This is a genomic window from Streptomyces sp. NPDC059371 (genome assembly GCF_042751995.1).
Taxonomy (GTDB): Bacteria; Actinomycetota; Actinomycetes; order Streptomycetales; family Streptomycetaceae; genus Streptomyces.
Genome location: NZ_JBHYXD010000016.1, coordinates 1 through 13,644, shown reverse-complemented (window position 1 = coordinate 13,644; position 13,644 = coordinate 1). Strand labels below are relative to the sequence as shown.

The window sequence follows — 13,644 nt, the reverse complement described above, 5'->3', positions numbered from 1 at the left end:
AATCGCGGCGTACGCCCGGTACGGCTCCCGACCCTCCCAGTGCCGGTGGGCAGTGGTCCCGCATCATCTGACCCGCCACCCGAAGGAGTGAACATCGGAGGGGAGTTGGCGGGCAAGTCTCCCCGGCGCCCGCGACCGGCCCGCGCGGCGGGCCGGTTGGACGTCGGGGACGGGCTTTGGCAGTATTCGCCGCCACGTCTTGCCGGAGTCGATCATTCCAGGCCAAACCCGGCGCCCGCACGGCTGAACCGCACGTCGGGCGTTCCCCGGCGTTCTTCCGGAGCCCTTGTGAAGGGCTCGTGCAGACTGGCGGAATGCGCACTGAACTCGTGTCGGAGCCCGGAGGCCCGGACCGCCCCAATGAGGACTTCGCATCGGTCGGGCTTCCCGCTTCAGGACAAGGCGGTTCGCTGGTCGTGCTCGACGGGGTGACACCGCCCAGGGGTGACGACGGCTGTCTGCATTCGGTCCCCTGGTTCTCCGCACGGCTCGGTGGAGCGCTGACCGAACTGTCCGTTTCGCAGGGGGATTTGCCCCTGGCGGAGGTCCTGTCCCGGGCGATTCGACGCGTGGCCGACGCGCACGCCGACACCTGTGACCTTTCTCACCCGCGCACGCCCCAGGCAACCGTGGTCCTCGCCCGGTGGTCCGCGTCGCAGGTGGAGTACCTGATCCTCTCGGACTCGGCCCTGCTGGTGGAATCCGCCGCCGGCGGGGTCACCGTCCTGCTGGACGACCGCCTCTCCCGGCTCCCTCGCGCGTCCCTCAGCTCGGACGCCGTCGCCGACTCCACCGTCCGCAACAAGGAGGGCGGGTTCTTCACGGCGGCCGCGGATCCCTCGGTGGCCTCGCGCGCGGTGACGGGCACGCTCCCCCGGTCCTCGGTCCGCGCCCTGACGGCTCTCACGGACGGCGCGACCCGGTGGGTGGAGAGGTTCCACGCGGGTGACTGGTCCGAGCTGTTCGCGCTGGTGCGTGAGGAGGGCTCCGCCTCGCTCGTCGAGCGCGTACGGCGTCTGGAGCGCGCGGACGCGGCGGAGCGGCCGGGGTCGCGGCGCGGCAAGGCGCACGACGACGCGACGGTGGTGTTCGTGGAGCTGGGGGCTGAACCAGGTGGCCAGGGGCCCTGAGGGGTTGTGAGCAGCCGAGAGGGTGCGAGTGGCCGAAGGGGTGTGAGCAGCCGAAGGGGTGCGAGTGGCCGGGGGATGGTGAGTCGATCTACGGGGGGGTGGGGGGAGCCGCGGCAGCCGGCCGGGCGGGGGCTACTTCTCCATGCCGCGGTTGAGCTGGTTCAGCAGCCGGGCGAGTTCCGCGACCTCGTTCTGGTCCCAGTGGGCGAGTTGGCGGACATAGCGGGCCCGGCGGGCCTCGCGGACACTGGAGACACGGCCGCGGCCCTCGTCGGTGAGATGGACGAGCCAGGCGCGGCCGTCGGCGGGGTCGGGTTCGCGCGCGACCAGGCCCAGCTCCTCCAGGGCGCGGAGCTGCCGGGACATCGTGGCCTTGCCGACGCCGATGTAGGCGGCGAGTTCCGTGGCGCGCTGACGGCCGCACTCCTCCAGACGGACGAGGAGTCCGTACGCGGCGGACTCCAGGTCCGGATGCACCTCGCGGGCCATCTCCCCCTGGTTGGCGCGGGCGCGGCGCAGGAACACGGTCAACTCGCGCTCCAGGGACAGGAACTCGCGGTCCCCGGTCCCATGCGCCGCGGGCCGGTCCATACCATTTCCCGACACGCCGGATTCGACCGGACGTCCGCCGTCGTTTCCGCCCTCGTGCACGTCAGCACCCCTGACCCGGTTTCCCGATACTGAAAGTTTCTGCCAGAACTCTCCGTTGCCGCAGCTCCGCCAGTATTTCGCAGGCGTAGACCAACGGCAGCCTCCGGCCCCTCTTCCCACGCCGTCGTCTACGTGCGTAGCTTCTTTATCAGACACATTTACTGGCATGCGCACGCCACTCCCAGGTCGAGGACGACCTGATCCCCCCGGGGCACGCATGCCCGCGCTTTCCCCCCACCGAGCTCCGCCGAGCTCCCCCAGGGCTCCGGAGCTCCCTCGCCCTTCGGAGGCACGCACATGTCCGTGCACAGATCCGGAACGGCCCGCCGCCTGCGCGTGCTCGCGGCCGGAACCCTGCTCGCCGCCTTCTCCCTCCTCTCCACCCTCCCCTCCTCCGCCGCCGACATCCCCGCCCGGGGCACAGCCCGGATGGGCATGGGAGTCATCGCCCACGACGGTCAGGGCGGTACGCCGACCACCGGTGACGCCGCCCAGACGGAAGGGGTCGACGTCGCCGGGTACCAGGGCAACGTCGCCTGGTCGACTCTGTGGAACAGCGGGGTCAGATGGGCCTACACCAAGGCGAGCGAGGGGACGTACTACACGAACCCGTACTTCGCCCAGCAGTACAACGGTGCCTACAACATCGGCATGATCCGCGGGTCGTACCACTTCGCGACCCCGGACACCACGACAGGCGCCACCCAGGCCAACTACTTCGTCGACCACGGCGGCGGCTGGTCGGGCGACGGCAGGACGCTGCCGGGCACGCTCGACATCGAGTGGAACCCGTACGGGGCCGCCTGCTACGGCAAGACCCAGAGCGCGATGGTGAGCTGGATCAGCGGCTTCCTCACCCAGTACAGGGCCAGGACCGGCCGTGACGCGGTGATCTACACGGCCGCGAGCTGGTGGACGCAGTGCACCGGCAACTACGGCGGCTTCGCCTCCGCCAGCCCTCTGTGGATCGCGCGGTACGCCTCCGATCCGGGGACGCTCCCGGCGGGCTGGGACTACTACACGATGTGGCAGTACACGTCGTCCGGACCGACGGTCGGGGACCACGACAAGTTCAACGGGGCGCTCGACCGGGTGCAGGCACTGGCCAACGGCTGAGGCGCACCACCTGCCGTACGGCGGCACACCCGGCGGAGGCGCCGCCGTACGGCGAAGGCGCCCGGCGCTGGGCAACTTGGCGCCCGACGCCTGCCGCTCGGCGCTCGGCGCTCGGCGCATGGCGCATGGCGCATGGCGCATGGCGCATGGCGCATGGCACGGCGAAGGCCCGGGCCTCCCTCACGGGACCCCGGGCCTTCCCTTCCGGCAGCGTCCGTCACGCCGCCACCGGAACCTCCGGCACCGCGCCGGCACCGTTCGTCGCCGGCGCCAGTGCCAGCTCCAGGACCTGGCGGACGTCCGTGACGGTGTGGACGTCGAGCTTCTCCAGGACCTCGGCCGGGACGTCGTCCAGATCGGCCTCGTTGCGCTTGGGGATGATCACGGTCGTGACACCCGCCCGGTGCGCGGCGAGCAGCTTCTGCTTCACCCCGCCGATCGGCAGGACCCGCCCGGTCAGCGAGACCTCACCGGTCATGGCCACGTCCGTGCGGACCGGCCGGCCGGACAGCAGCGACGCCAGGGCGGTCGTCATCGTGACACCCGCGCTCGGACCGTCCTTCGGGACCGCGCCCGCCGGGAAGTGGATGTGCGCGCCCCGGTCCTTCAGGTCGCCGACGGGCAGTTCGAGCTCCGCGCCGTGCGAGCGCAGGAAGGAGAGCGCGATCTGCGCCGACTCCTTCATCACGTCGCCGAGCTGGCCCGTGAGGGTCAGACCGGCCGCGCCCGTCTCCGGGTCGGCCAGCGACGCCTCCACGTAGAGGACGTCACCGCCCGCGCCGGTGACCGCCAGGCCGGTGGCGACACCGGGCACCGCCGTGCGGCGCTCGGCCGGGTCCTGCGCCGACTCGGGCACGTGGTGCGGGCGCCCGATGAGCTCGCGCAGATCGGCGTCGGTCACCGTGAACGGCAGCTCCCTGCGGGCCAGTTCGTGCTGGGCGGCTACCTTGCGCAGCAGCCGGGCGATGCCCCGCTCCAGGTTCCGTACGCCCGCTTCCCGGGTGTACTCCCCCGCGAGCTTGCGCAGCGCGCCCTCGTCGAGGACGACCTCGTCCTTCTCCAGACCCGCCCGCTCGAGCTGACGCGGCAGCAGGTGGTCCCGGGCGATGACGACCTTCTCGTCCTCGGTGTAGCCGTCGAGACGGACCAGCTCCATACGGTCGAGCAGGGCCTCCGGGATGGCCTCCAGGACGTTGGCCGTGGCGAGGAACACGACGTCGGAGAGGTCGAGTTCGACCTCCAGGTAGTGGTCGCGGAAGGTGTGGTTCTGCGCCGGGTCGAGGACTTCGAGCAGCGCCGCCGCCGGGTCGCCCCGGAAGTCGGAGCCGACCTTGTCGATCTCGTCGAGCAGGACCACCGGGTTCATCGACCCGGCTTCCTTGATCGCGCGGACGATCCGGCCGGGCAGCGCGCCCACGTACGTACGGCGGTGTCCGCGGATCTCGGCCTCGTCCCGGACGCCGCCGAGGGCGACGCGGACGAACTTGCGGCCCATGGCGTGCGCGACGGACTCGCCGAGCGAGGTCTTGCCGACGCCGGGCGGGCCGACGAGCGCGAGCACGGCGCCACCGCGCCGGCCGCCGACGACTCCGAGACCGCGCTCGGAACGCCGCTTGCGCACCGCCAGGTACTCGGTGATGCGCTCCTTCACGTCCTCCAGACCGGCGTGCTCGGCGTCGAGCACGGACTGGGCGCCCCTGATGTCGTACGCGTCCTCGGTCCGTTCGTTCCACGGCAGTTCCAGGACGGTGTCGAGCCAGGTCCGGATCCAGCTTCCCTCGGGCGACTGGTCACTGGAGCGCTCCAGCTTCTCGACCTCCTTGAGGGCGGCCTCGCGGACGCTCTCGGGAAGGTCGGCGGCCTCGACACGGGCGCGGTAGTCGTCGGACTCGTCCTCGCCGTCCTCTCCCTTGAGGTCGCGCAGCTCCTTGCGTACGGCTTCGAGCTGGCGGCGCAGCAGGAACTCACGCTGCTGCTTGTCGACGCCCTCCTGGACGTCCTTGGCGATGGACTCGGCGACATCCTGCTCGGCGAGGTACTCGCGGAGGTGTTCGGTGGCGAGCTTGAGCCGGGCCACCGGGTCGGCGGTCTCCAGCAGTTCGACCTTCTGCTCCACGGTGAGGAACGGCGAGTAACCGGAATTGTCGGCAAGGGCGGAAACGTCGTCGATCTGCTGCACCCTGTCCACGACCTGCCAGGCGGCGCGCTTGCGCAGCCAGCTCGTCGCCAGGGCCTTGTATTCCTTCACCAGGTCGGTGACCCGGCCGGGCAGGGGGTCGGGCACGGTCTCCTCGACCCGGGTGCCCTCGACCCACAGTGCGGCACCAGGACCGGTGGTCCCCGCGCCCACCCTCACGCGCCCGCGCCCTCGGATCAGCGCGCCCGGGTCGCCGTCGGCCAGCCGGCCGACCTGCTCGACCGTGCCGAGCACACCGGTGCTCGCGTAGGTCCCGTCGATGCGTGGCACCAGGAGTACCTGAGGCTTTCCGGGCGTTGCACGGGCAGCGGCCTGAGCGGCCTCCACCGCGGCACGCACGTCGGTGTCGTTCAGATCCAGCGGCACCACCATTCCGGGCAGCACGACCTCGTCATCGAGCGGCAGCACGGGCAGAGTGAGTGATGCGGACGTCGAAGCCATGATCTCCCCTTCGGCAGTCAAGTTGAGCTATGCCGACTCAATGCACGGCGGGCTCGCAATGTTCCCCGGGAGGCGTTCGCTGTGAGCGATCGGCTCCGGACCGCTGATCCGCGGGCGGCTGTCCGGGCCTCCCGGCCGTCGCGGACGGTGCCCGGGATGCGGGGTGGCCGTCCGGCTCGGATCGTGGAGTCATGAACCATCACCTCGCCCAGAACAAGCTCGAGATCGACACCCGGCTCGTCACGGCCGGTGCCGTGCTGACCGCGGCCGGTGCCCTGGTGGCGTGCACGGGCATGGTCATCGCGGCCGCCGCCGTGTTCACCGCGGGCCGGCGCATGATCCGCGCCATGGATGTGCCTCCGTCGCAGGTGGCGGCCATCAAGTGGCGGCAGGCCAAGGAGGCCTCCCTGGCGGGCATGCAGGCATGGCAGTCCGCGTCCGACGCCCAGAACGGGGCGCCCATCCGGTAGCCGGCCGTCCCCCGGCCCCCTCGGCCCTCCCTCGGCCCTCCCTCCGATGGCTCAACGGGTCTCTTCTTGTCCGCTCTGGTCCGCCGGGGTGCTGAAGAGGCCCGCGAGCCGGTCGGAGCGGGGCCCGGTCGAGAAGCGCGGCCCGGTCGAGAGGCGCGGCTCGTCGGGGAGCCCGCGCCTCAGGGCCGTGCGGTCTGTGCTGCCTGCGCTGCCCGTGCTGCCCGTGCTGCCTGCGCTGTCTGTGCTGTCTGTGCTGTCTGTGCTGTCTGTGCTGCGAGGCGATGCCGGTGCCGTCGCCGGACCGCGGGCCCGGTCGCGACGCCGATCGGCACCTCGGTGCTCCGCGGGGTGGTCACAGGCCCCGGAGCCGCTGGAAGGCGGTCGGCCGAGGACGGCACGCGGACCGAAGTCGTCGCGCCGCGCGGAGCCGGGGACGGAATCCGCGCCGGGTCGCGGAACGCGGCCGGAACAGGACGCGCGCCGCCGGGACACGGCGGGGAGACGGTTCAAAGGGGACGCACCGCGCTCCGGCCCGGCGGACACGGAAGCTCGACCGGCGGTTCTCGGCGACTCCTCAAGAAGCGGTTCTCGGCGACTCCTCAAGAAAGGGTCCGCACGGCCGGGGCCGGGGTTTCGGGCGAGGCCCGCGACGGCCTCCGGCCCGGGGCCGCGTCAACCTCGTGCGGCCCGCCGTCACCCCGGGGCCGGGGGAGCCGTCCCCCGCGATTCCCGCGACCCGTACAGGTGAAAATGCCAGGATGGCGGCCATGACCGCCTCGTACGAGACTCCCGAAGTCATCGACCGCCGCCAGGGCCCGTACGGCGAGGTCGTGCTGCGGCGGCACGGCGACCTGCTGCAGATCATCGCCAACGGATGCTTCCTGATGGACACCTCCGACGGGCGTTCCGAGCGGCTTCTCATGGACGCGGCGTACGACGCCCTGGACGGGCGCCGGGAGCCGAGCGTGCTCATCGGCGGCCTCGGCGTCGGCTTCTCGCTGGCGCACGCCGCGGCCGGTGACCGCTGGGGGCGCATCACCGTTGTCGAGCGCGAACGAGCGATCATCGACTGGCACCGGGGCGGCCCCCTCGCCGCGCTCTCCGCCCGGGCGCTCGCCGACCCGCGTACCGACATCGTCGAGAGAGACCTCGTCGACTACGTCAATGAGATCTCCGACACGTTCGACGCCCTGTGTCTCGACATCGACAACGGACCGGGCTGGACGGTCACCGAGGGCAACGCGGGACTGTACGGAGCGTCCGGACTGGCAAGCTGCGCACGGGCGTTGAGGCCCGGCGGCGTCCTCGCGGTGTGGTCGGCGCAGCCCTCTCCGGAATTTGAAGGAACCTTGCGGAATGCCGGATTCCGACGGGTCCGTACCGAAGTGGTCCCCGTTGCCCGGGGCGTTCCCGACGTGGTGCATCTCGCGGTGAGGCCTGGATAGCCGAGCCGTACCCACTGCCCGTACCCTGCTTGCCTGACGCGGATCATTCAAGCGTCAAGCACAGTCATGGGATCACCCCACGGATTCCGGAAAGCACACTTCAGGGGCGGGCGATGGAGCAGACACACACCTCCCAGAACGGCACGGCGGCGACTCCGGGCGCTCAGCGCCGGGTTTTGGTCGTCGAGGACGACCCCACGATCGTCGACGCCATCGCGGCCCGTCTGCGAGCAGAGGGATTCCTCGTGCAAACCGCGGGTGACGGCCCTGCCGCCGTCGACACCGCCGAGGCATGGCAGCCCGATCTGCTGATCCTCGACATCATGCTCCCCGGCTTCGACGGTCTGGAGGTCTGCCGACGCGTGCAGGCCGCCCGCCCGGTGCCGGTGCTGATGCTCACCGCGCGCGACGACGAGACCGACATGCTGGTCGGGCTCGGAGTCGGCGCCGACGACTACATGACCAAGCCGTTCTCGATGCGCGAGCTGGCCGCGCGGGTGCACGTCCTGCTCCGCAGGGTCGAGCGCGCGGTCGTCGCGGCCTCCACCCCGCGCAGCGGCATCCTGCGGCTCGGCGAGCTGGAGATCGACCACGCGCAGCGCCGGGTGCGGGTGCGCAGCGAGGACGTGCACCTCACTCCGACCGAGTTCGACCTGCTGGTCTGTCTCGCGAACACCCCGCGTGCCGTACTCTCGCGCGAGCAGCTTCTCGCCGAGGTGTGGGACTGGGCGGACGCCTCCGGTACCCGGACCGTCGACAGTCACATCAAGGCGCTGCGCCGCAAGATCGGTGCCGAGCGGATCCGTACGGTGCACGGCGTCGGCTACGCATTGGAGACCCCGACTCCCTGAGCGGGGCCTCCGCAGGATCGTCGGGACCCGCGGGAGCGGGTCCCGCGTGAGGGGCTGATGTGATGAGCGGACCCGGAGAGCGGGGGCGCGGGCTCGGCGAGCGCGCGTCCGCGGAGCGCAGGAGCTCGGGCTGGGGCGAGGTGCGGCCCTTCTCGATCAAGACCAAGCTGGGCGCGCTCGTCGTCATCTCCGTGCTCATCACCACCGGTCTGTCGATGATCGCGGTGCACACGAAGACGGAACTCCGCTTCATCACGGTCTTCTCGATGATCGCCACACTGCTGATCACCCAGTTCGTGGCGCACTCGCTCACCGCGCCGCTGGACGAGATGAACGCGGTGGCCCGGTCGATCTGGCACGGGGACTACACCCGCCGGGTGCGGGACGACCGGCGGGACGAACTGGGCGACCTGGCCCAGACGATCAACCTCATGGCCGACGAGCTGGAGGCCCAGGACCGTCAGCGCAAAGAGCTCGTGGCGAACGTCTCGCACGAGCTGCGTACCCCCATCGCGGCTCTGCGCGCCGTCCTGGAGAACGTCGTGGACGGTGTCTCGGAGGCCGATCCCGAGACGATGCGCACCGCGCTGAAGCAGACGGAGCGCCTCGGCCGGCTGGTGGAGACCCTTCTCGACCTGTCGCGGCTGGACAACGGCGTCGTACCGCTGCGCAGGCGGCGCTTCGAGGTGTGGCCGTACCTGTCCGGGGTGCTGAAGGAGGCCAACATGGTCGCCTCCGCGCGCGCGGACCTCGCCTCGGGCTCCGGCGGCGGCCACACCCGCACGGACGTCCATCTGCACCTCGACGTGTCCCCGCCGGAGCTGACCGCGCACGCGGACCCGGAGCGGATCCACCAGGTCGTGGCGAATCTCATCGACAACGCGGTCAAGCACAGCCCGCCGCACGGCCGGGTGACGGTACGGGCCCGGCGGGGCGACCATCCCGAGTCGCTGGCCCTGGAGGTCCTGGACGAGGGGCCCGGCATCCCGAAGTCGGAGTGGCACCGCGTCTTCGAGCGGTTCAACCGCGGCGGGGTGCCCGCGCCGCACGGTCCGGGCAGTGACGGCGGTACGGGACTGGGGCTCGCGATCGCCCGCTGGGCGGTGGATCTGCACGGCGGACGCATAGGTGTGGCCGAATCTCAGCGGGGCTGCCGGATCCAGGTCATCCTTCCGGGCCTCCCTTCTCTGCCAAGTTGACGTAAAGTTCGAACCGGAGCCGCAAGATCCACCGCTGTCGCCGTGTGCGTACACGTGTGATCAGGCACAGGGCCGCGTGGAGCATGCCGCGACCCGTGGTCGACGTACCCATTCCGAACCGGAACCTCGCTTGTTTCCCGCCATTTCCATGGGCGAAACACGGATTCCGATGTGACTTACGCGACGTTGGACGGGCCCGGCCTGACCTTCCCGGCCAGGGAGGCGTAGCCTTTATTCCCGCTGTCCATCACCTTGCGAAGCGGAAGAGGGCGGTTAGCGCCGTGTCGCCACAGTCCCCCAGTAACTCGAGTATCTCGACCGATGACCAAGCCGCCGGGAAGAACCCCGCGGCCGCCTTCGGTGCCAACGAGTGGCTCGTCGACGAGATCTATCAGCAGTACCTCCAGGACCCGAATTCGGTAGACCGAGCCTGGTGGGACTTCTTCGCCGATTACAAGCCGGGGGCGCCCGCCGCCTCGGCTCCGGCGGGTACTGCGGCCGCGGGGGCCGCAGGGACCACCACCACGGCCGCTCCGGCCGCTCCTGTGCCGCCCGCGGCACGTCAGGCTCCTCCCCAGGCCCCGGCCGCGCCCGCTCCGGCCGCCGCTCCCGCGGCTCCGAAGCCCGCTGCCGCCGCGCCGGCTCCCGCCGCTGCCGCTCCGGCCGCCGCGAAGCCGAAGGCCGCTCCGGCAGCTCCGGCCGCCGAGGCGCCCGAGTACGTCACCCTCCGCGGTCCCGCCGGTGCCGTCGCGAAGAACATGAACGCCTCCCTGGAGCTGCCCACGGCCACGTCCGTGCGCGCGGTCCCGGTGAAGCTGCTCTTCGACAACCGCATCGTCATCAACAACCATCTGAAGCGCGCCCGGGGCGGGAAGATCTCCTTCACCCACCTCATCGGCTACGCGATGGTGCAGGCCATCAAGGCCATGCCGTCGATGAACTGGCACTTCGTGGAGAAGGACGGGAAGCCCACCCTCGTCAAGCCTCCGCACGTCAACTTCGGCCTCGCCATCGACCTGGTGAAGCCCAACGGCGACCGCCAGCTCGTCGTCGCGGGCATCAAGAAGGCCGAGACGCTGAACTTCTTCGAGTTCTGGCAGGCCTACGAGGACATCGTCCGCCGCGCCCGTGACGGCAAGCTGACGATGGACGACTTCACCGGAGTCACGGTCTCGCTGACCAACCCCGGCGGCCTCGGCACCGTCCACTCGGTCCCGCGTCTGATGCCCGGACAGTCGGTCATCATGGGCGTCGGCTCGATGGATTACCCGGCGGAGTTCCAGGGCACCTCCCAGGACACCCTGAACAAGCTCGGCATCGCGAAGGTCATGACGCTCACGTCGACCTACGACCACCGGGTCATCCAGGGCGCCGCCTCCGGCGAGTTCCTGCGCATCGTCGCGAACTACCTGCTCGGCGAGACCGGCTTCTACGACGAGATCTTCGAGTCGCTGCGGATCCCCTACGAGCCGGTCCGCTGGCTCAAGGACATCGACGCAAGCCACGACGACGACGTCACCAAGGCCGCCCGCGTCTTCGAGCTGATCCACTCCTACCGGGTCCGCGGCCACGTCATGGCCGACACCGACCCGCTGGAGTACAAGCAGCGCAAGCACCCCGACCTGGACATCACCGAGCACGGGCTCACCCTGTGGGACCTGGAGCGCGAGTTCGCGGTCGGCGGCTTCTCCGGCAAGTCCCTGATGAAGCTGCGCGACATCCTCGGCGTGCTGCGCGACTCGTACTGCCGCACCACCGGCATCGAGTTCATGCACATCCAGGACCCGAAGCAGCGCAAGTGGATCCAGGACCGCATCGAGCGCCCGCACTCCAAGCCCGAGCGCGAGGAGCAGCTCCGCATCCTGCGCCGGCTGAACTCCGCCGAGGCGTTCGAGACCTTCCTGCAGACGAAGTACGTCGGCCAGAAGCGCTTCTCCCTGGAGGGCGGCGAGTCCGTCATCCCGCTCCTCGACGCCGTCATCGACAGCGCCGCGGAGTCCCGCCTGGACGAGGTCGTCATCGGCATGGCCCACCGCGGCCGCCTGAACGTCCTCGCGAACATCGTCGGCAAGTCGTACGCGCAGATCTTCCGCGAGTTCGAGGGCAACCTCGACCCGAAGTCGATGCACGGCTCCGGCGACGTGAAGTACCACCTGGGCGCCCACGGCACCTTCACGGGCCTGGACGGCGAGCAGATCAAGGTCTCGCTGGCAGCCAACCCGTCCCACCTGGAGACGGTCGACCCGATCATCGAGGGCATCGTCCGCGCCCGCCAGGACATCATCAACAAGGGCGGCACGGACTTCACCGTCCTGCCCGTCGCCCTGCACGGTGACGCGGCCTTCGCCGGCCAGGGTGTGGTCGCCGAGACGCTCAACATGTCGCAGCTCCGCGGCTACCGCACGGGCGGCACGGTCCACATCGTCATCAACAACCAGGTCGGCTTCACCGCCGCCCCGGAGTCGTCGCGCTCCTCCATGTACGCCACCGACGTGGCCCGCATGATCGAGGCGCCGATCTTCCACGTGAACGGTGACGACCCCGAGGCCGTCGTCCGTGTCGCGCGTCTGGCCTTCGAGTTCCGTCAGGCGTTCAACAAGGACGTCGTGATCGACCTCATCTGCTACCGCCGCCGCGGACACAACGAGTCCGACAACCCGGCGTTCACGCAGCCGCTGATGTACGACCTGATCGACAAGAAGCGCTCGGTGCGCAAGCTCTACACCGAGTCCCTGATCGGCCGCGGCGACATCACCCTCGAAGAGGCCGAGCAGGCGCTGCAGGACTTCCAGGGCCAGCTGGAGAAGGTCTTCACCGAGGTCCGCGAGGCCGTCACCCAGGCGCCCGAGGCTCACGTCCCGGACGTCCAGGCCGAGTTCCCGGTCGCCGTGTCCACCGCGGTCTCCCAGGAGATCGTGAAGCGCATCGCCGAGTCCCAGGTCAACATCCCCGACAACGTCACCGTGCACCCGCGGCTGCTCCCGCAGCTCCAGCGCCGTGCGGCGATGATCGAGGACGGCTCGATCGACTGGGGCATGGGCGAGACCCTCGCCATCGGTTCGCTGCTCCTGGAGGGCACGCCGGTCCGGCTGTCCGGCCAGGACTCGCGCCGCGGCACCTTCGGCACGCGTCACGCGGTGCTGATCGACCGGGTCACGGGCGAGGACTACACCCCGCTCCAGTACCTCTCGGACGAGCAGGCCCGCCTGAACGTCTACGACTCGCTGCTCTCCGAGTACGCGGTCATGGGCTTCGAGTACGGCTACTCGCTGGCCCGCCCGGACGCGCTGGTGATGTGGGAGGCGCAGTTCGGCGACTTCGTCAACGGCGCGCAGACGGTCGTCGACGAGTACATCTCGGCCGCCGAGCAGAAGTGGGGCCAGACGTCCGGCGTCACCCTGCTCCTGCCGCACGGCTACGAGGGCCAGGGCCCGGACCACTCCTCGGCCCGTATCGAGCGCTTCCTCCAGCTCTGCGCCCAGAACAACATGACGGTCGCCCAGCCGACGCTCCCGTCGAACTACTTCCACCTCCTGCGGTGGCAGGTGCACAACCCGCACCACAAGCCGCTGGTGGTCTTCACCCCGAAGTCGATGCTGCGCCTCAAGGCGGCGGCCTCGAAGGCGGAGGAGTTCACGACGGGTCAGTTCCGCCCGGTCATCGGCGACGACTCGGTCGAGGCGTCCGCCGTGCGCAAGGTCGTCTTCTGCGCCGGCAAGCTGTACTACGACCTGGAGGCCGAGCGGAAGAAGCGCGGCTCCACGGACACGGCGATCATCCGTATCGAGCGTCTGTACCCGCTCCCGGGTGCCGAGCTCCAGGCGGAGATCGCCAAGTACCCGAACGCCGAGAAGTACCTGTGGGCCCAGGAGGAGCCGGCGAACCAGGGTGCGTGGCCGTTCATCGCGCTCAACCTGATCGACCACCTGGACCTGGCGGTCGGCGCGGACGTCCCGGGCGCCGAGCGCCTGCGCCGCATCTCGCGTCCGCACTCCTCCTCCCCCGCCGTCGGTTCCGCGAAGCGGCACCAGGCGGAGCAGGAGCAGCTTGTGCGTGAGGTGTTCGAGGCGTAGGCCTCCGGCACGGCATCGTGAAGGGGCCCGGCCCCCCGGGGGGGCGGGCGGGGGGGGGGGGGCCCGCCGGG

9 protein-coding genes are annotated in these 13,644 nt (G+C 70.5%); 7 read left to right on the top strand and 2 right to left on the bottom strand.

The genetic code is table 11. From position 1 onward, the window contains the following. Window positions 1–314: 314 nt before the first annotated feature. Window positions 315–1,130 (top strand): protein phosphatase 2C domain-containing protein, encoded by an 816-nt coding sequence (locus ACFXGX_RS12085; protein ID WP_384788564.1) that lies wholly within the window; start codon window positions 315–317, stop codon window positions 1,128–1,130. Between the two features lie 132 nt (window positions 1,131–1,262). Here the strand turns inward: ACFXGX_RS12085 and ACFXGX_RS12080 are convergent, their stop codons facing one another. Beyond that, window positions 1,263–1,781, bottom strand: a complete 519-nt coding sequence (locus ACFXGX_RS12080; RefSeq protein ID WP_384788561.1) for a MarR family winged helix-turn-helix transcriptional regulator — start codon at window positions 1,779–1,781, stop codon at window positions 1,263–1,265. 297 nt (window positions 1,782–2,078) lie between these two features. On the opposite strand from ACFXGX_RS12080, the gene ACFXGX_RS12075 reads away from it, so the two are divergent. Further along, window positions 2,079–2,897, top strand: a complete 819-nt coding sequence (locus tag ACFXGX_RS12075; protein ID WP_384788558.1) for a lysozyme — start codon at window positions 2,079–2,081, stop codon at window positions 2,895–2,897. Window positions 2,898–3,114: 217 nt separating this feature from the next. On the opposite strand, the gene lon is transcribed toward ACFXGX_RS12075, so the two are convergent. Further along, window positions 3,115–5,535: an endopeptidase La gene (gene lon / locus ACFXGX_RS12070; protein ID WP_384788555.1), complete on the bottom strand. Its 2,421-nt coding sequence runs from the start codon at window positions 5,533–5,535 to the stop codon at window positions 3,115–3,117. A 191-nt stretch (window positions 5,536–5,726) separates the two neighbouring features. On the opposite strand from lon, the gene ACFXGX_RS12065 reads away from it, so the two are divergent. From ACFXGX_RS12065 to ACFXGX_RS12045, 5 genes are all read left to right on the top strand, one after another. Then, a complete protein-coding gene (locus tag ACFXGX_RS12065; RefSeq protein WP_384788552.1) occupies window positions 5,727–6,005 on the top strand; it encodes a hypothetical protein in 279 nt (92 codons plus the stop codon). Window positions 6,006–6,772: 767 nt separating this feature from the next. Beyond that, on the top strand, window positions 6,773–7,450 hold the full coding sequence (locus ACFXGX_RS12060; RefSeq protein ID WP_384788825.1) for a spermidine synthase: 678 nt from the start codon (window positions 6,773–6,775) through the stop codon (window positions 7,448–7,450). A 113-nt stretch (window positions 7,451–7,563) separates the two neighbouring features. Continuing rightward, a complete protein-coding gene (locus ACFXGX_RS12055) occupies window positions 7,564–8,301 on the top strand; it encodes a response regulator transcription factor (protein WP_037620929.1) in 738 nt (245 codons plus the stop codon). 62 nt (window positions 8,302–8,363) lie between these two features. Beyond that, complete coding sequence (locus ACFXGX_RS12050) at window positions 8,364–9,500, top strand: ATP-binding protein (RefSeq protein ID WP_384788548.1); 1,137 nt, start codon at window positions 8,364–8,366, stop codon at window positions 9,498–9,500. Window positions 9,501–9,781: 281 nt separating this feature from the next. Beyond that, window positions 9,782–13,573, top strand: coding sequence for a multifunctional oxoglutarate decarboxylase/oxoglutarate dehydrogenase thiamine pyrophosphate-binding subunit/dihydrolipoyllysine-residue succinyltransferase subunit (locus tag ACFXGX_RS12045; protein WP_384788545.1), 3,792 nt, complete (start codon window positions 9,782–9,784; stop codon window positions 13,571–13,573). Window positions 13,574–13,644: the final 71 nt, after the last annotated feature.